The organism is Bacillus sp. HMSC036E02 (assembly GCF_001836235.1).
Lineage (GTDB): Bacteria > Bacillota > Bacilli > Bacillales > Bacillaceae_G > Bacillus_A > Bacillus_A cereus.
On the sequence record NZ_KV827842.1, the window covers coordinates 128,915 to 151,093 of the forward strand.

The following is a 22,179-nucleotide window of genomic DNA, read 5'->3' on the forward strand; positions in this document are numbered from 1 at the left end:
AATTCGAATTTCTCCCATTCATTAACTGCACTACGATTTGCTACCACATTTCCCGATGGCTCAGCAGACACATATTGTAAATTTGCAGCTTGTATAGCAACAGTCCAGCTTCCATTAAATAGACTCACACCTTTTAGTGAACTTACATTTGATTGGTTGGCTGCCAATACATCATTCGATGGGGTTATCATCATGATCATTAAAACCATTGGCAACAACATTAAAACTAACTTTTTAAAGATATTATTACCATTTACATGAGTTATGAACCTCTTCATTCCTATTCCTCCCTTAATATATAGCACTCATAAACATCATAGCAAATATGTAAAATTATGTAACTGAAGAGATTCTTTATCAACAAATACCTTATTATTCTGTTTCTTTTTTCTCAAATCTAAAACATCTAAACATCAATCTGTCCTCAAACATATTTTTAAAATTAATTTCACTTTATTTTAAATAAAAGCCAAATAGCCCGTACATAATCAACGACTATTAAGCATCTAACTAATAATTTGAATGTTTTTCATGTTAATCTATTGAAGTTTCCTTACATAATGAATTTGTTCATATGGTTACCCTTCTTTGCGATACTCTTAATAGTATGCATTGTTATAGTTAGTAATCCTTATATAAAAATTTATAATACTATATAAGTAAAGACTATTTATACAATGGAGGTTTACACTATGAAGAATCTACTAGAGTTTCTTACCCATCCATTTATTCAATATCCATTAATCATAATTTTAACTATCGCTATATTAAAAACAGGCTATGATTTAGGCTCATTCATAATAAAATTAAAATATATGTAAATTATATATAGAATTTCATTTTTCAGCCAAAAGATAAATTTCATTTTCTTAATTTAACCCCCTAGTCTTTACTTCCATCCCGCAATATAAGTGACACAATAATCTGATTATGTATTATTTTCAGAATCGAGATTAAAAGATTATTTGCATAGATTAATAACGTATATATTATTTCGAAAAAATAACATACCTTACCTAACATTACATAATAACTTAATGTGCATTTATCAATCGCATTGTTTTTGACATATTCCTGAAATCAAAAATATACAATTCATATTGAGACATATGGTCACAATACCTACATTTTATATTTTTGTCTGTTTCACAAATATGCGGTACATTCAAGTTTCGAACCACTTCCAATACATGCTCTTTGCAAACAAACAAAAAATCACCTTATTTCTATAAAATGAAAATCAATTATTGTAGTTCTTTTTTTACTTAGCAAAAGCCCTTTAAAACAATTTCCAGTCCCGCGCGGATTTACAGAAAATTGAAATCGAAACTACAAATTTAGTATAGGAAAAAAATAACAACAAGTCTACGAATTTTTATTTAAACATTCTGAATTAATAGTCTTAAAGCAGATTTCTATCTCTATAAAACACCGTAACCAAGCCTTCATTTAGGAATTCGCTGAAAATTTTGTAAATATTTGAGAAATATTAATTATATTTATACAACCAATTATTTGGTGTAGTACCTTACTGTTTGTGACACCACTTTATATTGATACGATATAGTTAATGCACGAACCTATTTTAACCATCCTAAACCAGAATACTCCTAACCTAATTTTTTGGGATAATATAGAATACAGTAATGAGATAAATACAGTAGTTTCAACGACTAAAGATGATAGTCGGATATTAAAATCTGATACGAAATAATGATTCGGAAAAACAAATAAAAATATAAAGCAAAAGCTTATATAAGTTATTAAAGCCAATATCAATACATAAAATTGCACATATACATGTTTACGCAATGAATTCACCTTCTTGATTTTTCTATACTTTTTATTAAAAAACGCATCCCACCTACATTTACCTATACAAATTTAAGAAATAAATAATTCAAAAATAAAAATACTACAACAAAGAATGTCGATTTGTTTCTTTTCGTTGATTTTCCAACGTGTTGTATTTAAGAAAATAAGGAAATACCTGACATAATAAATAAAAAAATTGATAATAATCAATCATCTGTAATACTCCATCCATACAAAAATAAGAAGTCTCTTTTAAGAGACTTCTTATTTCTAATACAAACGACATACATAGGATAAATATACACAATATTATCGGGATGGTGTGCTTTGTTGCCTCTTTAGAATAACACACAATATCTCATTTTTGTTTAATAATACCAATTTATAAAACTTTATCAACATTAAAATATTCCATTTAAAGCAAATGAACAAAAATAACCCCAACAAAATATTCACTTATAGGATTAGCATATGTAAAAAGTGGCTAACATCCCATTTATAGTTTTTAAAATTTATCACCCCTTCCTTTTAAAGAATACTTAAAATATTGGATATATTACCTTATATCGACATCTTATGTATGCAAAATTACATTTCAAACCCAATTGAAAATAATTCTCGTTGTAACTATAATAGTTTCAAGGAGTGGTATTTTCACTTCCTTTTCAAATCTCAAAATATATTAAAGGAGGAACTAGCATTATGAAAAAAGCTATTTTAGCAGGGGCACTAGGAATTGCAGTACTATCAGGTATGAATTTACCAGGAGCAGAGGCACTAAAAGCGAGTGCGGCAACTACGAATTTAGAAATTCAAGAAGTTACAAAATATTACTCTATGAATTCCTATGAAGTTTCTCAAAAAGAATCATTTAATCTTAGTAAAGGGGAAGAACTTACAGTCTTTGTACAAAATTCCGGGTTCCCCATTTCTTATACAGTCTTTGATGCAGATAATCAAGTAATTGGCACATACAATGCTAATTCACCATATGGTCGCGTATTCAAAGCACAAAAAGACGGTAATATTTCTGTTCAATTTCAAGCAGGAGTAAATTCTTCTTACATGAAGAAAATGAATTTCACAGCTAAATTTGCAGTTTCTAAACTTAACCAACAATAAAAAATTTAACGATCCTCTTTAAAAGCAAATTAAAAAGGTATATCCCTTCAATGGGATATACCTTTAACTTTAGTGAATTTTATATTGACCAGATAACTGCTCTTGCGCCATACGCACTAGACGTTTTGTAATTTCTCCACCTACTGAACCATTTGCTCGTGATGTTGAATCTGGTCCAAGTGTAACACCAAACTCCTGAGCAATTTCATACTTCATTTGCTCAATTGCACTTGCTGCCGCTGCTACCAAAATCTCGTTTGAATTATTATTTTCTCGTATTTGCATTTCTAACACACCTCCATTTAATTGGTAATATCATGCTCTATTTCCAATTAAATATGCAAAATTTATATTTATTTAAGTAAGCATGTGATTTACATTATTAAATTCAAAGTAAAAAAAAGTTTTTCAATAAAATTTATCTGATATTTATTAATTTTATTGAATTTTAAACTCTCTAATTAATTCTTTTAACTCTTGTGATAGCCAACTGAATGATCTTGATAGTTCTCCACTTTCTTGTACATACATTTCTTGCTCTTTCATACTAGTCTCTACATTACTACTGCTATCCAAATATGTATTGGAAATATGTGATAATTCATTTACAATCTGAACAATGTTATAAATTATATTTAGTATTTGTTAACGGCCAGAGGAACGAAATAGGTATGAAAAAGTAGCTAATTTGCTAGAATGCCCAAATAGTATTTATTTTAGTGTGCTTATTGGTGAGGAATGGAGACTGATTTTAATTTAATTTTTTTCGAAAATAAAAAAGAGACCTATTTATTAGATCTCTTTTTTACTTTATCCCAGCTTAATTATTCTATTTTCTTACTTAAAAATCTAATATCCCCATAACTTCTTTTGCAAATAGTTTAAATCTACGCAAATTCTATTCTTTAATGCAGGGTAGATTTATAGCCCGTGAAAATGTTATTTCATTTTTGAAGACCCTTTTACAAAATCCTTAATATCCTTTAATTTTTTCCCACTAATATTATCTTTGATGATTGAATATATTTCATTTTTAATATAAAAAGTTTTCTCTTTAACCTTTACCTCAAATTTATATTTATATTTATTTTTATCCCAATCTATTAGATTGCTTTTTAGTTGCGCAATATCCCTTAAATCAAACTGAATCATAAAAGGTTCTACAGCTGGATAAAAATGTCCAAGTTTACTATTTTCCTTTAAAAAAACTATATATGTGTCACCAGATTTAGGTTTTATATACAATGGATCTTTATTTTTCACTTTTTTTGTAAACACTTTCGTAGCACCTTTCAGAATTATTCCATTTTCATCAATAACTTCATTACTTTCCTCTAATACTAGGCTTTCTGAGTATCTATGATTTATTAAAATTTTATTCTCTACGGAGTCCCCTTTTAAAATTTCTTTAACATGAAAATTAAACAGATGGCCTTCGACATCTTCATCTTGAATCTCATATGATGAATTGTTTGCCATATTCCATTTAGAGTGTAAACCGTTATATTTACCTAGTACAATTACATCTGCTTCTTCTACCATTTCACTTAAATGATTTGTAGTTTTGAATGTCTTACTTAATACTATAGTTTCAGAATTCGATGAAACATTAGACACTTCTGCTATATCTGTATTTGACCAAATTGTTTTACCAATAATAATTAAAAAAGTAAATATTAATAAACATAGACTCCATTTTATTACTTTATGTATATACATTATAATAACGTCTCCTTAAAAGATATTTTATACCATTTTCTCAATATGAATATTCCGAACTTTTAAAAAATATTAATTCAAAACAAGATAATGATGCTATAATTCTCTTGTTAAAAATAATCTTTGGAGGGATAATATGAATTTTAGAAAAGGAATTACTGCATTTTTATTAGGTAGTGTATTTGTCTTTTCCAGCGTTGGAGTTTCAGAAGCTTATGTAAAAGAAGGATGGAAGCTACCTTCAAAATCAGCTACATATAAGTGGGGAGACAGATTAGACGATGGCTCCAGTATCATTAAATCTGGTTGGCAAGCTGCAGATTCAGCCTGGTACACTGCTTCTCGTATTAACTTTACAGTTTCTTCTTCTTCAGTGAACAAATTAAACTCTTGGTTTGAAAGTTCCTCTACTTATTATGGAAGAATGAACACAACTTATAATACATCCACTAAAAAAGTAACAAAATTCGCTGGTGATATTAATGCAGGGAATACAAATATTACAAAATCTAATGTTGCTAAAAGTACAGGAGTACATGAGTTTGGTCATGCAATAGGAATAGGTCACAACAGTGGCACTTCAATTATGAACAGCAATCGTAATCGTACTACTATGCACGTCCCTCAAACTGACGATAAAAATGGTGTGAATGCAATCTATTAACAGAAAAAGGAGATGATTTCTTAATGTTAAGTAAAAAAGCAAAAACTATAGTAATTGCAATTCCTTTAGCTGCAGTGATTGGTTTTGGAGGATATTCAGCATATAATAGTCACTTCTCCAATGTTGCTGGCGAAGATAAGAATGCTGAAACTGTCATTCTCAGTAAAGATTTCCCTGCTACAAGTGATTTAAATCAAATGATTAATGAAGCTGATCTAGTTGTAATTGGTGAATATGGAGGTCTTGACTCTAAGTGGAATATGGCACGTAATCCAAATAATCCATCGGAAGAAGATACAGAAAATTATGTTGAAGGACATCTATATAATTTCAATATTTCCGAAACAATTAAAGGTAATAATGAAAATAAACAAATAAAAATTAATCATCGTTTTGCTGAAACAGTTAAGCTTGAAGATTCTAATGCAGTTGTTGCACCAGATGGCACAGTTACAAAACAAGCTACTAAGGTAACTACTAAAAATGTTCAAAATAAGGATCCTTTATATATCGAGCCTAAAGTTAATAAAAAATATATGCTATTTTTGAAGAAGGATCAATTATTTGGAAACTACTACGGAGCAATTGAACCATTTGCAATTACTTTTGATGAAAATAACAAAGCTGACCTTCAAACAAACATAGAAACTATTAATGAAAGTAAAATGTCTTCCAAGGCAGAAATTGCAGGTAAAACAATTGTATTAAAAAATGAAATACATGAAACTATTACTGACAATATTAGCGGTAAGACCCTTAATGAATTAATAGATCAAGTAAAACAAAATGCTAAGTAATAACCATAACCTATAATAATTTATCCTAATTCATACGATAGTAAAAATTAATTTATTAAAGTTGTCATAAATTAAATACAACCTATCTTGAACTACTCCTACTTCCACATCTTTTAGAATTTTGGGATGAATGTCATGAAATAATAAAAAAGAAAGGGCTTATCTTTAAGTAATCCTTAACATAAGCCCCTCCTTCTATCTAATTATTTAAACACATTCGTTTCCATTACTCTATACAGCAATTTCTATAACAATGCATTACCTATTTCAAATATTGAAAACTACAAATTAGTTAAAAAATTAAACGTTTATGCAGTTGGTTGGACTGCACTATTACCACCAATTTCCATTATGCATATAATTGAAAAATTAGTCCATTTCTAAATTTATAATGAGGCTACACTGAATATTATTAAAATGTTGATATAAGACACTTCACTACACTAAAAATATACTCAGAAGTACTTTCCACCTCATAAGATTAAAAGTACAACAGATAGGATCTTATGCTATTACACATAAGAGCCTATCTGACTAGTATTATAAACAACTATTTATATAAAAGTCTTTTATACTAAATAAAAAATACATCTACAATTATTCTGGGAAAATGAAGCTAGAGTCCCCTTCACTATTAGCTGAATCCTCTTTTGGGAATGTAATAGTAGATCCTTCATTTCCATTATTTATTTCTTGTTCCTCAGGAAATACAATGGAAGAATCATTATTTAAGTTTGGTGAAAAACCAAGTTTAGATAAAATGGCTTTTAAGTCAGGTAACACACCAATTTTATCCGAAGTTGGATCATTAGATTTCGTTCCAGTACTAGAATCACTTAAAATATCCCTAAGCTCGCTTGGTGTATATACTCTCCCCTGATTATTTTTTACAATTCCTTGAATTGATGCTGCAGCACCAGCAATAATAGGCGATGCACTAGATGTTCCAGCAAAACTAGATGTATATAGATTTGTTATAAATTCACTTGGTTTAGCATCTGTAGTATCTACTGCATTCCCCCATCCATACACATCCACTCTACTACCGTAATTAGAGAAATATGAACGTTTATGAGGAACCCTTGCAGAAGCTGCCCCAACCATAATTGCCCCTGAATCTTTAAAATCAGGACTATTACGATTTAAAACTTGTTTACCATTACGGTCTCTAAATTGATCCAAGTCATTTCCACCGTTTGCACCTGCTTCAATAATAATAATTCCCTTATTTGTTCCCATACGAATTGCATCAAATATGTCTGGTTTTACTTCCACTGGAAAATAGTTCTTATCTCCATATCCATCGTAAGTTGCTTGTGCCTCTAGTAAAAGAATATCACCAGCTTGCATATTGTTAACCGCACTTAAAATAGCATCAGCTGTATTATAATTTCCGTTATCCCTAATCTGGGATACAACCTTTACCTTAGCCTTTGGTGCAATCCCAATTCCACCAATGTTATTATCCTCTGCAGAAACAATTCCCAATACTGAGGTACCATGATCATGGTGTTCACTCTTATTCTGTCCGGACATCAATTCAATCTTTTGATTCACTAAATCTTCATGATTTAATAACCAACCATACTCCATATCTACGAAAGTAGTTCCTTTTCCGTCCCCACCATTTATACTCCAAGCATAAGGTGCATTAATTCCTAATGGTGCTGGTTCAAGGTAACCTTGTCTTGTAAGTCTAGGCTCATCATATGGATTAACAGATAAATTTGGTAAACGCTCTTCAGGTGGCGTTTCTTCTTCCTGTAAATACGCCGTTTCAATAAGAGATGATTTCTCAAACTTTGCAAGTAAGGCTTGTACATCAATATCACCTTGGTTTTCTACAATATAATAGTTTAGCAAATTGGAAGAAATATGTTCGGAGTCGTTTATTTCTCTACCTAAATTTTTAATTTCTTTAGGATTTAAAGAACTAAAAAGTCGATTTATAGTTACATTTGGGTATTCGTTTAAAATTCCAATTAAGTCAGGATCTTTTTTTTCTTCTTTAATGAATTTTTCTATTCCATCCTGATACGGCAAATTTGCCTCATTTTTAAATTTCAAAATTAATTGTTTCGTAACTTGCTTATGTACAGTAGAATTCAATTGCTTATTTAAATAATTGTAACTAGCTGCATAGGCAACTTCTGATTTATCACTTGGAAGTAGTCCACCCACCCCATTAAATGCCGTTAACGCAATTGAAGAAACTATAATTTTCTTAAAATTTTTCAAAATGTGCACCTCTTTTAATTTATATATAATTATAAAATGCTTTATATGACCTTAATTCTTTTATATAAACTTCTTATATTTCCAACTCCGTTCATTTTTTAATATTTGCTTAAACATCATTAATACAACTACTTCATACCATCAAACCTATTAATTTAGCTACATAACTGTAACTATTATAGTTACATCTATAACTAATAGTCAATCTAATTTTTTATGCAATTTCGCATTTTAAATAATACATACTTCTAATTATTTTAAGATAAGTTAAACTTCTATCATTTTAAGTAATTGCATATATGTAATATAAAGCATGTAAAGGAGGTCAAAACGTGGTAATCTCAAGGCAAGATTCCTGGACTAACGATAACGATTTACTTCTCGCATCAACAGTACTCCAGAATATTCGTAACGGTGGAACACAGTTAGCTGCATTCAAAGAAGTAGCAAAGCTACTAAACCGGACACCTGCAGCCTGTGGATTTCGCTGGAATTCATACGTGAAAAAACAATACCAAGAGGAAATACAACAAGCAAAACAAAATCGAGAAGTGGGAAATAATATTTCTCCCTCTCAACAAAAAAAAGAAACAAACTCTTTATCTATGACATTAGATGATATTATTCTCTTTCTACAAAATTATAAAAAAACATATGAATTTACAAACTTACAAAGTCAAATAAAACATTTAGAGACAGAAAATCAGTCCCTTCTACAACGTATAACTATGTACGAAGGAGAGTATCGTATGTTACTTAATCATATTGATAAGACAAGAAGTTTAGTTGAAATTAATTAAATCAAGTAGCAAATTACTTTTATACACTTAAGTCGTAACCTAAAAAACTCATTATATATAAATTAAATTTAAACACTAATAAATAAAGTGCACGCTTATTAATAATAAACGTGCACTTTATTTAACTCTTAAAACATAAAATTTAATTTTCAACTCATTAACAATATTAAAATTAAGATGTTTGTTTTATAGGTACTTCTTTACTTCTATTCTCAATAAGTCTATCTAGAGGTAAGTAAACAAATCCAGAAATAATATAACCTACACCTATGATTGTAAATAACATATGCCCTAAAAGCTGATCCAGTAATACACCGCCTAGAAGGGGTCCAAATACATTACCTGTAATCCATTACAGGCCAGCCGCCCCCATATAAGTCCCCCTCAAATGTTCTGGAGCTATATTAGCGACGAATGTCATTTGTACAGGTGACATAATCATTTCCCTACTGTATAAACTGTATAAGCTATCAATAATGAGCTTAGAATAATTAAATCATTTGCATCTACTACATGAAACCACTTTGGTAACCACCCTATAGCTAAAAGGCCAACACCAAAAAGAATGGCACCATATAGCATTGATTTACCAATTGATTTGTGAGTTAACCACTTTGAAATTGGAAATTGAAAACATACAACCCATAAGCCATTTAAAGTCATTAAATATGGAATTTCTTTATAATCCTTCATTTGTATTGGAACCGTTAGCCAAGACGCGTCTTGTGAAGTCTTAATACGATTGCTATTTAAAAAACTTTTTTTCAAATTGTGCTATATCATGAAATACAAACGTTACACGTAATATAAAAAGATTATAAGATCACTACTCTTCAAACAAATTAACCAGATCCTCAAAATTAAGAACTGGTTAATTTGTGTTTAAACATTATATTAATTGAAAACCATAAAATTTATATACTCGAAACAATAAATACAGAGTTACCTACCAAATCGTATCTTCCAAAGTAATTTGGTGTTATAAAGTGGTCTCCTTTTTTAAAGGAATAGTGCTCCCCTTCTTTAATTAATTCACCTTCACCCTCTATTACACTAACAAGAAGGAATTCTTTTTGTTGTTCCAAACTAGTTAATCCATCTAACTCCCATTTTGCCACTGAAAAATATGGACATTTGATAAAGCTAGTTATAATCAAATCATCTACTTTTTCATATTTAACCATTAACTGATTTGATTTAAATGGAGTTTCTATTACATCAATGCTCTTTTCAAGATGCAGATCACGTAAATTCCCTTCTGAATCTCTTCTATCATAATCATACAATCTATAGGTTTTATCAGAGTTTTGTTGTGTTTCTAATACTAAAATCCCTTTACCAATTGCATGGACAGTTCCACTCGGCACATAGAAGAAATCTCCAGGTTTGACCTTCACACGATGTAACAGTTGGTTCCACTCTTTTTGTTCAATCATAGACATTAATTCTTCTTTTGTTTTCGCATGATGCCCATATATAATTTCTGCGTCTTTAGTGGAATCGATTACATACCAGCACTCTGTTTTTCCTAGTTCTCCATTCTCATGCACGCTAGCATATTCATTATTAGGATGAACTTGAACAGATAGATCTTGATTGGCATCCAAAATTTTTGTAAGAAGGGGGAAACGCTCCCCCTCCATATTTCCAAATAAATCTCGATGGTTATCCCACAATTCACCCAAGGATAGCCCTTTATACTTTCCGTTCTTAACAATACTTTGTCCATGTTGATGCGCTGCAAAAGCCCAACACTCTCCAGTTTGATTTGATGGAATTTCATATCCAAAAGAAGTTAAATGTGTCCCACCCCAAATTCTTTCTTTAAAAACAGGTGCAAAAAATAATGGTTCAGTCATGATTTGAATCCTCCATTCTATGCAATTTCATCTAGTAGTTTGTATGCTTCTGCTTTTGTTTGAACAGATAATAACTGCTCTCTATAACTATCATCCATTAGTTTTCGAGAAAGCATTTGAAGGATTTTCAAATGTTGATTTCCCTCATTTTCTTTTGGTACTGCAATCATAAATATTAATTTTGCTTCAGTTCCATCAAGACTCTTCCAATCTATCCCTGATTGTTTAATTCCAAATACCACGCTCGGTTTCCTAACAGCATCTGATTTTCCATGCGGAATAGCAATGTTTACACCAATCCCTGTAGTACTTTCTTGTTCACGATTCATAATAGCTTGTTTAAATTCTGTCACTGAATGCAATGCACCTACATGCTTTAATTTTTGAATCATCTCATCAATGATGTCATCTCGTGTTTCTCCTTTTAAATCCGTTTCAATTAATTCTAAATTTGTAATATCTGTTAGCTTTTTAATTTTCATCTTCTCTACTTGTGAACTTTTGCTTTGTGCTTCTTGCTCCATTTGTTGCACTTCTATTGTTGCTGATACTTCTTTTATTTGTTCATTTTCTTGTTTTTCTAACTTTGAAACGTCTTTTTTCAATACATTTACTACAACAGCTGTCACAATAGAGCCTACAATTACAGCTACAAAAAACATAAACACATTATCTACTGCCCCTAACACTGCAACTATTGGACCACCATGTGCTACTCTGTCTCCTACATGACCGATCATCGCAATCACAGCACCCGTCATCGAACCAGCCATTATACTTGGAATAACCCGAAGTGGATCTTGTGCTGCAAAGGGGATTGCACCTTCCGTAATACCAAATAGCCCCATTGTAAATGATGCTTTACCCATTTCTCTCTCTGAATCTTGAAATTTCCCCTTACCTATGAAAGTAGCCAGTCCCATTCCAATTGGTGGTATACAAATTGCTGCAGCAATTGGACCCATAATTTCATAGTTTCCTTCTCCAATCATTGCTGAACCAAATAAGAATGCTACTTTATTGACTGGACCACCCATATCGAATGAAATCATTGCCCCTAAAATTAATGCTAAGAGAATTGAACTTGACCCTTGCATACCTGCTAACCAAGCTGTTAATGATAAGAAAACTTGTGCAACAGGAGCACCAATAATAAATACAAATGCTAAGCCTACAATAAGAGAAGTAAATACCGGAATAATAATAATCGGCATAATTGGTTGAATCGCTTTTGGAACTTTTAATTTTTTGATTCCTAACGCTATGTAACCAGCTAGAAAACCAGCGATAATTCCACCAAGAAAACCAGCACCACTTTCACTTCCGTAAAAGTTTCCTGTTGCTGCAATATATCCACCAATCATCCCAGGAACAAGTCCAGGTTTATCCGCTATACTATATGCAATATATCCAGCCAGTATTGGAACCATGAACGTAAATGATGCACCACCAATTTGTTCAATGGTTTTCCAAAAAGAACCCTCTGGAATCACTAAACCCCCAGGAGTTTTTTCTCCCCCAAGTGTTAAGGCAATAGCAATTAATAATCCTCCAACTACGATAAATGGGACCATAAAAGATACACCATTCATTAAATGACGATATATCGGATTTTGCTTTTTTTCCTGTTGGTTACTTTCTACTTTTTTTGACTGTGAATGATAAATAGATACATCCCCGCTGATTACTTTCTCAATTAATTCTCCTGGTTTACGAATACCATCCTGTACTCCAACAACCAACAATTTTTTCCCTACAAATCTATCTTTATTTACGACTCTATCCGCAGCTATAATAATGCCGTCCGCCTCGCGAATATCTTGTTCAGTTAACTCATTTTCTACCCCTATTCCACCTTGGGTTTCAACTTTCATTTGGACTCCTAATTTATCCGCTGTTTTTTGTAAATTTTCAGCTGCCATATAGGTATGGGCAATTCCATTTGGACATGATGTAACCGCTAACAATTTCATTCTTAATCCTCCTCACACTTTTTACTAAGCGCCTACATTTACTATAAATTAATATTAAGACGTCAAAAGTTTCATTTTTTACCGTAACTTCCGGAAAATAAATCTTTTACCTAAGCAAATAACAGTTATTTGGGCCTCTACTTTTCGGTTAAGTATGTAAAAAGGACAAAAATTTCATTACGTTTGTTTCTTTCGTAAGTTTTTGAATAAAGGATGGTTGCTCACTTATAAAGGATAGTTCCTGAAACAATTGTTTCGTTACCTCTTGTCCATCACTTTTAACTGCTAGCATAAATACAAGTGATACTTTCTCTGCTCCCCAATCAATTGGTTCTTTTAATGTAGCGATTGCAATTACTGACTCTTGAATAAATTTCGGATTTCCATGAGGAATTGCAATTCCTCCCCCAATTGTTGTTGCTGACATTTTTTCTCTTATAATTGCATTTTCTGCATACTCTTTATCTACATAACTCTTACTATGCAAAGCATATGCTAATTTTTCAATTAACTCATATGGATGTTGTATATCCTGTTGTAAAAATACTAAAAATGGAGATGTATAATTGAGCATAACAAAGTCTTTTTGTTCTTTATAACTTGGCTCATCACAATTTTGTATAAATTCTCCTAGCTTCTTTTCTTCCGGTCCTTCTAATAATGGGGATACTACTATATAAGGAATGTTTAATCTTGAAAGAGTAGTAGTTGAAATAACAAGATCCACATCACGATGTTTCAAAATATAACCTTGTAAATCAGCTTTTGAAATACAGTCCATCACATGGATATGACGGAATTTACGCTCAATTTTTGTACGTAACAATTGCGACATGCCAATTCCCATATGACAAACAATAATTACATTTTTAGATTTCCCCTGGTAATCTAATCGTTCAACAGATGCTTCAAAGTGTAGCGTAAGATAAGCCGCTTCTTCTTCTGGAATATATATAGTTAGAGATTCATTTATTTCTTCTAATACTTGTATCAATACATTAAACGCATAGGGATACATTCTTTTTATATCGTGTAACATTGGATTCGAGACAGAAAGGTCATAGTTTAGACGATTCAATGCGGTATATAGATGAATAGTTAACCCTTCAATTAAAATATCGTCTTTACTGAAATCAATTCCATATAACTTCGACATACGGTTAACTAATTGTTGTATAACCATAGCAAGCATTGGATTACTTTCAGTAAGTGTGCTATCCTTCATTGGTTTATCTTGATAACGGATTTTTCCACCTAAAATATGAGCTGTTAAATATGTAACTTCCTCCTCTGTAAAATGAACAGAAAAAACACATTCCAGCTGTTTTAAAAACTCCAATGTCCATATATATTCTTTTGTTTCTTTCAGTATTTTAATTTCCTTTTCAGCATTTAAAATAGGTTGCTTAAGCTTCATTCTTCGTACCATAAGCAACGTATGCACTAATAAACTTTCAAATGTATCATCTGTAAAAAACAATGCATTTCTTTTTTGTAACGCTTTCAATTCGTTCGTAACAAATTCAACCTCATGATATTGAAATTGTTCTTTAATAAATTGATTTGTAAGATCAGAATTACCAATCAAATCTGATAATCTAGCCAATGCTCTTCTTTTTTTCTTTTCATTTCCATCAATAATAAGTCCAACTCGCTGCTTTGAAACAATGGTTAAATCAAAATGATGTAACCATACTTCAATTCTATCTAGATCTTTTTTTATAGTAGTTCGACTTACAAAATGTTGGGATGCCATTTTCTGTGCAGTAACTGCCTTTACATTCATTAATAAGTTATATGCAATTTGTAGAATTCTTTCTTCATCTGATTCATACTTTGTGCGATTATTAATACAATAAAGTTTATTAAACAAGTCCACCTTTTCATATTCCTCAATCTCTAAGTACACACCTAGTCCCGGTTTCCTAACAAGAATCGCACTTGAATAACCCGCAAGGTGCTCCTCAATTATTTTAAAGTCATTACGAATTGTTTTTTCAGAGCAATTCACCGTATCCGCAAGGTCTTGTACTAATGAATAGTCGTTAGATTCAGATAATAGCAGAAATAAAATTTCTTTTTGTCTTGTATTCATAAATTCCACCTATCTCTTATATCTTTCTATGTTATATGCATTACTTTACAAGGTACTTTTACGCTCTCTTATAACTAGTACTTTCGATTATTTATACTCACTTTTAAATTTTAACTACCTTACGTTAAAAAATCTTATTTAGAATTAATTACTTTTCTCGATACCCCAGCGTCTAAGAAGATAATTAATTCCAATATACAGTAAAGTAGCCCGATTAAAAGTTTAATTTATTACCAAGGCTCCGGAAAATCTGCCTTATTTTTGTAACGAAATAAAATTAGTTAAAACTAGCAATGGGAGCGATAATCGAAAATATATTAAAGCTTTTTTGTTGAAATTCTATAAATCAACGGGCGGAATAATTCATTTATTATAAAGACACAAATTTTGATAGGAAAGTACTTGCACTATGCATGCCTCATCCTTTTTTGCTTAAATACATAAAACTCATATAACGCTAACTACTTTAATTTACGAAGACTGCAGTAATAACGAAACTCTTTAATAAAATCCTATATTAGTAGTTTTTTATCTACATAATTAATTTTAATCTCTCTTCTAGAACTTCCCTATCCGATTGTGATTTTGAAATTATAAGACATGTATCATTCCCACAAATACATCCTACTTTTTCTTTCCAGTCTAAAGAGTCTAATAACACACCTATAACATGTGCATTACCCGGTAAAGTTTTAATGATGGTTAATTGATTTATATAATCAATCTTTACGACGACTTCCCCCAATTTTTTCTTTAACATCATATCAGTTTGTATTCTATCTCCTGTGGAGTTTTTATATATAGTTAAACCATTTGAAGAAACTGTCTTTATTATATTTAATTCGCGAATATCTCGCGAAATAGTAGCTTGTGTTACAATTGCACCTTTTTTTGCTAACAGCTCTACTAACTTTTCTTGTGTATCTATTTCATGCTCTCTCACCGCTTGTTTAATTAGCCTTTGTCTTTTCTCTTTTCTCATAAAAGACGCCCCTTATATCGTTATACTTTTATTATATCTTCCTATAAATTTTATCCGAAAGAGGCAAAGGGGAATGTTGCGGAAACGTTCATAGTTTTGAGCACTTTAAGTAAACCTTTTTCTCTTGTATATGGAGTACCCCCATCGTTATCAAGTTAAGCTCATACAACGTCAATTATAGTTGACGTTGTTTTTTTCTAAAGGCTACATGTGAGGGAATTTAAAGAGTTGCATACGAAATAAACCCTAAAGGGTTTCATTTTTTAAATTTAAGCCACTTGATTATCAGACATGGTGCAATTGTAAACGACACCTAATATATCAAAGACTGTTTTCTTCTCATACCTATGGGATTTTCGTCCGTTTTCCTGTAAGAGATTGAACAGACGCAACAATATCTTTGTTAATTCTTCGGCGTCTTTTTGTAAAGATTGATAAATAAGTGAGAAATAATCTTTTATGATATAAGTTGCTTTATATTCGCTTAATTCTCGTTTCTTCTTGATGAAGAGTAATTGGCGCATTTGAAACATGGTGGAGGAACAAAGAAGGATACTTATTAATTGTCCGTATAAGTGACATTCTAGTCTTTCCAATTTTACAGAACTACATTGATGAATACGAAAAAATGGATACATTCCAATATAGATTTCAGGAATTTCATATGTTTCACCTGACTGTAATTGATTAATAAATTGCTCCATATCTAATTGGATGTACTCAGATTGTTTTTTTATGGTTCCATTTTGAAAGTATTCAGGTTCTTTATTCTTCTGATATATACGTGCATTAAGCTTTAATCGTGAAATAAAATAAGCACCACACTCGCTTATAGTATGTAAATCTTTTAAGTCGAAATATCCTAAATCACGTATACATACATCGTTCGGTTGAAGGGATGTTAAACAAGTAGAAGCATACGTTTTATCATTGTGTTTTCCTGATCCTACATGAATATGAAGAAATTGACCACTTAGTAAATCATACTCTAGTTGAATTTTTACACCAGCACTTTGACCGCTACCACCTGAACCTTGATATGTAGAAGTGAATTTATCTGGAACCTGAAAATGTGTAGAATCCAATATACGGATACGTCGAAAATAGTTTGTATAAAAAGTTGGAATCTTGCTAGAAGAACATAATTGTTGGTGAAGTAAATGCGCTAAGAGTTGTTGTAAAAACTGAACAGCCTGAGGGTTAAAACGTTGATTGAGTCCCTCTGGACTCATAGAAATACAGGTGTTAGCTTCTAATTGACTACATAATTGTGTCAATGAAGTATGAGCTATGTTTTTGCTTAACCAAACACAAAGAGCCACTAAGTCTTGTGCATGATATTTACTCCTTCGTTGTACAAACCCTATCTTTCTAGCTAACTGATCCAAAGCATGTGGTGACATATGTCGCTGTAATTCTTCAGTAAACAATTCTATTTCATCAAAAATCGATAAATCCATACTAAAAACGCCATCCTTTCTGTATGTTTCTACAAAAAGAATAGCGTATCTTTGCATTTTGAGGAAGTTTAGTTTTGTTAGCTTGATAGCAATCTGGTGCTACCCCATATTTGGAATTTAATGTTCGTTCAATATAATCTACTTCTGTCTGTTAAAGATGGATTGATCATATCCGTTACTGCACGATATAGATTTTCCGGATATTCAGCTATTCGATGACATAAATACAAGTACCACTCTTTTCCGTAAGTTAAATATACTTTACAGTTGTACCCCTTACTTTTTAAATCCATTAACAAATCCGGACGGATTCCGTATAGCATTTCCATTTCTACGTTGGGTCGATTAAGGTATTGACGGTTTTCCATTTCTTGAATAAGCATTTCATCATGTGTGGCTATGGATACTGGGTGGTTAGATTCTATTATTTGTTCTACAAGTTTAAGATAACGATTATTTAATTCCTTTGATCTAGACATAGCAACATCAGCTGTTTCTTGATAAGCCCCTTTGACAACTCGTATTTTCCCAGGATAATGAACTAATTCCTGAACATCATTGTTGGACCTATATAAATGTGCCTGTATAGTGATCCCTACATTAGGATATTGCGTAGTTGTTTTTTTATAGATATCAAGAATATCGTCAGTTTTTGATGTTTCTTCCATACTTATCATAAGTGTAACGCCGTACAGACTTGCTTTCTTGGCTAACTCAAGTAAATGAATATAAGCTGTTTCTGGATCCACAGATAATCCAATATGTGATAAATCAAACGACACAGTCGACTTCATGGAGAAGAAACCCATTTCTTCAATAAGATTCAAAAACTCGTTTTTGGCGTTTCGGCATTCTTCTAAATCTGTTGTATTTTCACCAATGTATTCCAATGAAATAGAATAACCTCTTGAAATCAGTTCTTTTGCTGTTGCAAGCCCATCTTGCCTATGCTCTCCGGTTACAAACCGTTTGGCGGCTTGCAATAATAAAGGATAGAGTTCATTGGACTGCTGAATATAAGATTTAATATGTTCATTTCGTGCAACCGATTTAAGTGCTTGGGTGAATTGAACCTTTGGATTAGTCATAACTTACATCTCCTTTTTCATATTTATATAAACTTTATCATGGTAAAATGGTTTATATTAGTACCATTTATAATGAATTTTCAAAGTACCAATTTTAGATAAGGAGTAAATTTTAGATAAGGAGTAAATTTCAATATGCTTTGGATACCCATTGACCGGTCATTAGATATACCATTAACTAGACAAGTTTATCAGCAAATACGAGAACAAATTTTAAACGGGGACTTACAATCAGGAGAAAAACTACCATCGACACGTGAACTATCTTCTGAGTTGAATGTATCCAGGAATGTGATTTTGGAAGCGTATGATCAATTATTGGCTGAAGGATTTTTAGTTGCAAAAAGGGGTGCTGGAACATTTGTTGCCGAAGGAACTTTTTTAGAACAACAGAATATAACCCCTTCATTTCATTCTGTGAATTGGAGTGAAGATAAAAATAAAGATGATAACATCATCAACTTTCGTTCAGGTATACCAGCACTGGATTTATTTCCGCGTAAGACATGGGCAAAATTGTCTTATACCATATGGAATGACATTGCACCTTCTACTTTTGGATACGATATTCCCGAAGGACGTCCGGAATTACGACAGGTTTTATCACGCTATTTACTGAAAACAAGAGGTGTTGATTGTCATCCAGAACAAATTGTGATTACATCTGGTGCAACCCAAGCTATGACACTTGTTTCTAAATTACTTTTATCGCACGATGATACAGTGATAATGGAAGATCCAATCACAAATGATATTCAAACTATATTTAAAAATTCAGGTGCTCTTCTTTACCCTATACCTGTTGATGAATATGGAATGAAGACATCGTTGCTGCCATTAAATAATTATCCAAAGTTTATCTTTGTTACTCCGTCCCACCAGTTTCCGTTAGGAGGAACGTTACCAATTCAACGAAGGATTCAATTGATTAACTATTCTAGAAGAACAAATTGTTATCTTGTTGAGGATGATTATGACAGTGAATTTAGATATGAAGGACCGCCTGTAAGTTCATTACAGGGATTGGATTCAGATCGTGTATTATATATTGGTTCGTTTAGTAAAATCTTATCACCAGCCCTTAGAATGGGATATTTAATTCTTCCTTCACAACTTATTGAAAAATGTCGCAAGCTAAAATGGTTTTCGGATTTACATACCCCTTCTTTAGAACAGCTTATCCTTGCCCGTTTTATTGATGAAGGCTATTTGGAACGACATATTATGAAGATGAAGAAAATGTACAAAAAACGAAGAAACTTCCTTATTCATTGCTTAAAAACAACATTTTCGAATAGGGTTAATATTTTCGGTTATTCAACAGGCTTACACCTAATTGTTGAATTAAATGAATCCCATTTTTCAAAAGAATTACTCGAATGGATCGAACGGTTTGGAGTTAAAGTATATCCTGTAGAAGATCATACTATAGAAAAAGGAAAACATCATAATCGCATTATTTTAGGTTATGGGCATCTAAAAAATGAAGAAATTAAAGAAGGTGTGACCAGACTACATAAAGCAATATATAATTTTAAATCCAAAAATTAAAGCCGAGCCGTCCTTAGCTTAGCATGAGGACAACTCGGCTTAGTTTTCTGTCAGGATCCCATCACTATCCAGCTAAAATTTTATAGTACCTACAGAACGAAATTTTGTGTTAACTTGTAACAAAAAGTTCATTTTTTCGTTTTGGGAAAGAACGTATCTCTTAACTTGATGGTCATGGGGTGGTACCCCTTATATGTTGAAGATCTTTTAAGTAAAAATACCCTAAATCACGGATACATAAATCATTTGGTTCCACAGTTGAGACACACAAAGAACCATAGGTTCGATCATGTTGTTTACCTGGACTTTGTATGGATATGTAGGAATTGTCCGCTTAATAGGTCATATTCAAGTTGAATTTTCATTCCAGCAGCATGGCTACATCCTCCCGCCCCAGGATAAACGGATGAAAGCTGAAATGCAGTTGAATCTAAAATACAAATCCGCTTGAAAACAGAGGTGTATGGAGAAGAAATTCGTATAGATGAAGTTAATTTTTTATTTAGAAGTTTAGTCAATATATGTTGTAAAAACTGAATGGCCGCTTTATTAAACCGTTTATTCAATCCTTCCGGGATGATGAGTACTTCTGTGGATGCTTCTAAACAGCTAGATAACTGAGCTAAAGAGGTTGTAGCGAGATTTTGTACAAAAATTTGGAGATAAAAAACTTTGAATTTCTTGAACAAATAATTGTAATTCATCAGATACAGAAATAAACATACAAAAACGCCATCCTTTCCCATAATTCTACAGAAAGAATAGCGTATTTTTACACTTTAAAGAAGAGTAAGAAAAACATCCAAAAGAAAAGCAGATATTTAAAAAGGATTTTGAATCTTGATTATATAAAAATCTAAAATTTTTTATTCTTTCTGAATATTACTTATCCCTTTTACTAATCCTGTCTCTGTTCCTTTTTCTAATTCTTTCTCGGTTTCTTTTTCTAATCCTTTTACCAATTCTTTCTCTGTTCCTTTTTCTGTCCCTTTCTCCGCTTCTTCATTCTTCTTACTATGCCCCTCTAACATTCCCACTAATATTTCTGTAATCATTGACATAGGTACACCTTTATCCAATAACATTTTAAGAAATTCAAATATACTGAGACCCTGTGAGTTAATTGCATTATATTTGTTATTGATATGTTGTTCTATATTTTTTTCGGAAAGTTGATTATCCCTAGTCTTACTTTCAGGAATATATTTTTGATTATTGCTCACTATACGTGAAGTTGTAGTACTTAGAGAATTATTATTTACAGCTGTAGTATTTAAAGGATAAAACCTGTTATTTATGTTTGAACTGATTTTCATCTCTCATTTTCCTCTTTCTTTTTTGATAAATTTAATATGAAATTTCATCCCACATTGTTATATCACATATCCATTTATTATAAGTATAATATAAATTTCGTTTAAACTAAATAGAGCGTTATATATATGTTCTATTTTGCAATTCTTAAAAATCACTATAAATAGGTAAAATTCCATTCTTCTTTGTAGGAAATCTATAAATCTGAAATACATTTGAATATTAAATATAAATTTAGGCATAAAAACTATAATCTATTCTTATGTTTTGATAGAAAGAATAGATCGTGTTTTTTCATTTTTAAAAAGTGTACTAAATAGACAATTTAAGTAATGAATTTGTTTCACTTTAAGATGAGGAACAAATTTGAGCTTATCTGATAACGAAACAGAAACGGTAATAATGGCACAACAAAAAAATGGAATTTCATAGAAAATTCATTTTTAGCTTGATTGGCATGTGGTGGTACCCCACATCCATCGACTTAAGTGATTTTAATACGCCTAAGTACCAAAAAAACGTTATTCTTCCTAAACAAGCTAGACTAAAAAGGATAACGTCTATTTGGCTTTATGAGTAGTGAAAAACCTTAGTTTTATAACGATATATCGGTGCCTTATATTTCTGTCTAATCATTATTTCTGTTACCTTTATATATTTACATAATCTTCATTATCAGTAGTCAATACTGCATAGAATTTT

15 protein-coding genes and 6 pseudogenes are annotated in these 22,179 nt (G+C 31.4%); 5 read left to right on the forward strand and 16 right to left on the reverse strand.

The genetic code is table 11. The features are described from left to right. Together HMPREF2590_RS12775 and HMPREF2590_RS28835 are read right to left on the reverse strand one after the other, a co-directional pair. A pseudogene (locus tag HMPREF2590_RS12775) lies at positions 1-278 on the reverse strand (fascin domain-containing protein); the annotation flags it as partial. A gap of 1,321 nt (positions 279-1,599) precedes the next feature. Continuing rightward, positions 1,600-1,812, reverse strand: a pseudogene (locus tag HMPREF2590_RS28835) (hypothetical protein); the annotation flags it as partial. A gap of 705 nt (positions 1,813-2,517) precedes the next feature. Between HMPREF2590_RS28835 and HMPREF2590_RS12780 the strand changes: the two are divergent. Continuing rightward, positions 2,518-2,937 carry a hypothetical protein gene (locus tag HMPREF2590_RS12780; protein ID WP_000709194.1) on the forward strand — a complete coding sequence of 140 codons (420 nt, stop codon included), beginning with the start codon at positions 2,518-2,520 and terminating at the stop codon, positions 2,935-2,937. 69 nt (positions 2,938-3,006) lie between these two features. On the opposite strand, the gene HMPREF2590_RS12785 is transcribed toward HMPREF2590_RS12780, so the two are convergent. From HMPREF2590_RS12785 to HMPREF2590_RS12795, 3 genes and pseudogenes are all read right to left on the reverse strand, one after another. Further along, positions 3,007-3,222 carry an alpha/beta-type small acid-soluble spore protein gene (locus HMPREF2590_RS12785; RefSeq protein ID WP_001167052.1) on the reverse strand — a complete coding sequence of 72 codons (216 nt, stop codon included), beginning with the start codon at positions 3,220-3,222 and terminating at the stop codon, positions 3,007-3,009. 153 nt (positions 3,223-3,375) lie between these two features. Further along, a pseudogene (locus tag HMPREF2590_RS12790) lies at positions 3,376-3,579 on the reverse strand (methyl-accepting chemotaxis protein); the annotation flags it as partial. A 297-nt stretch (positions 3,580-3,876) separates the two neighbouring features. Continuing rightward, positions 3,877-4,656, reverse strand: coding sequence for a hypothetical protein (locus HMPREF2590_RS12795; protein WP_000275461.1), 780 nt, complete (start codon positions 4,654-4,656; stop codon positions 3,877-3,879). 136 nt (positions 4,657-4,792) lie between these two features. Here HMPREF2590_RS12795 and HMPREF2590_RS12800 point away from each other — a divergent pair, with 136 nt between their 5' ends. Both HMPREF2590_RS12800 and HMPREF2590_RS12805 read left to right on the forward strand, forming a co-directional pair. Beyond that, on the forward strand, positions 4,793-5,320 hold the full coding sequence (locus tag HMPREF2590_RS12800) for a matrixin family metalloprotease (RefSeq protein WP_001011319.1): 528 nt from the start codon (positions 4,793-4,795) through the stop codon (positions 5,318-5,320). A 23-nt stretch (positions 5,321-5,343) separates the two neighbouring features. After that, complete coding sequence (locus tag HMPREF2590_RS12805) at positions 5,344-6,117, forward strand: hypothetical protein (protein WP_000949357.1); 774 nt, start codon at positions 5,344-5,346, stop codon at positions 6,115-6,117. A 597-nt stretch (positions 6,118-6,714) separates the two neighbouring features. Here HMPREF2590_RS12805 and HMPREF2590_RS12810 read toward each other — a convergent pair. Further along, positions 6,715-8,355 (reverse strand): S8 family peptidase, encoded by a 1,641-nt coding sequence (locus HMPREF2590_RS12810; protein WP_000787704.1) that lies wholly within the window; start codon positions 8,353-8,355, stop codon positions 6,715-6,717. A 332-nt stretch (positions 8,356-8,687) separates the two neighbouring features. Between HMPREF2590_RS12810 and HMPREF2590_RS12815 the strand changes: the two genes are divergently transcribed. Further along, positions 8,688-9,155: an RsfA family transcriptional regulator gene (locus tag HMPREF2590_RS12815; protein ID WP_000237082.1), complete on the forward strand. Its 468-nt coding sequence runs from the start codon at positions 8,688-8,690 to the stop codon at positions 9,153-9,155. 172 nt (positions 9,156-9,327) lie between these two features. Here HMPREF2590_RS12815 and HMPREF2590_RS12820 read toward each other — a convergent pair. From HMPREF2590_RS12820 to HMPREF2590_RS12850, 8 genes and pseudogenes are all read right to left on the reverse strand, one after another. Continuing rightward, a pseudogene (locus HMPREF2590_RS12820) lies at positions 9,328-9,827 on the reverse strand (MFS transporter); the annotation flags it as partial. Next, positions 9,822-9,948, reverse strand: a pseudogene (locus HMPREF2590_RS30350) (WbqC family protein); the annotation flags it as partial. The pseudogenes HMPREF2590_RS30350 and HMPREF2590_RS12820, both read right to left, overlap by 6 nt. 121 nt (positions 9,949-10,069) lie before the next feature. After that, the gene (gene manA, locus HMPREF2590_RS12825) at positions 10,070-11,014 is read right to left on the reverse strand and encodes a mannose-6-phosphate isomerase, class I (protein WP_000138689.1); all 945 of its coding nucleotides are present in this window, start codon (positions 11,012-11,014) and stop codon (positions 10,070-10,072) included. Positions 11,015-11,031: 17 nt separating this feature from the next. After that, a complete protein-coding gene (locus HMPREF2590_RS12830; RefSeq protein WP_000770304.1) occupies positions 11,032-12,987 on the reverse strand; it encodes a PTS fructose transporter subunit IIABC in 1,956 nt (651 codons plus the stop codon). A 148-nt stretch (positions 12,988-13,135) separates the two neighbouring features. Further along, complete coding sequence (locus tag HMPREF2590_RS12835) at positions 13,136-15,082, reverse strand: BglG family transcription antiterminator (protein ID WP_050822742.1); 1,947 nt, start codon at positions 15,080-15,082, stop codon at positions 13,136-13,138. Between the two features lie 532 nt (positions 15,083-15,614). Continuing rightward, positions 15,615-16,064 (reverse strand): arginine repressor, encoded by a 450-nt coding sequence (locus tag HMPREF2590_RS12840; protein WP_050822740.1) that lies wholly within the window; start codon positions 16,062-16,064, stop codon positions 15,615-15,617. A 269-nt stretch (positions 16,065-16,333) separates the two neighbouring features. After that, positions 16,334-17,524 carry an IS4 family transposase gene (locus HMPREF2590_RS12845; protein ID WP_050822738.1) on the reverse strand — a complete coding sequence of 397 codons (1,191 nt, stop codon included), beginning with the start codon at positions 17,522-17,524 and terminating at the stop codon, positions 16,334-16,336. Between the two features lie 128 nt (positions 17,525-17,652). Beyond that, entirely contained in the window at positions 17,653-18,612 is a 960-nt protein-coding gene (locus tag HMPREF2590_RS12850) for a proline dehydrogenase family protein (protein ID WP_050822737.1), read from the reverse strand. A gap of 135 nt (positions 18,613-18,747) precedes the next feature. Here HMPREF2590_RS12850 and pdxR point away from each other — a divergent pair, with 135 nt between their 5' ends. Continuing rightward, on the forward strand, positions 18,748-20,163 hold the full coding sequence (pdxR, locus tag HMPREF2590_RS12855; RefSeq protein WP_000964401.1) for a MocR-like pyridoxine biosynthesis transcription factor PdxR: 1,416 nt from the start codon (positions 18,748-18,750) through the stop codon (positions 20,161-20,163). 187 nt (positions 20,164-20,350) lie between these two features. Here pdxR and HMPREF2590_RS12860 read toward each other — a convergent pair. Both HMPREF2590_RS12860 and HMPREF2590_RS12865 read right to left on the reverse strand, forming a co-directional pair. Continuing rightward, positions 20,351-20,886: pseudogene (locus HMPREF2590_RS12860) on the reverse strand (IS4 family transposase); the annotation flags it as partial. Between the two features lie 143 nt (positions 20,887-21,029). Further along, the gene (locus HMPREF2590_RS12865; protein WP_050822735.1) at positions 21,030-21,479 is read right to left on the reverse strand and encodes a hypothetical protein; all 450 of its coding nucleotides are present in this window, start codon (positions 21,477-21,479) and stop codon (positions 21,030-21,032) included. Positions 21,480-22,179 lie beyond the last annotated feature (700 nt).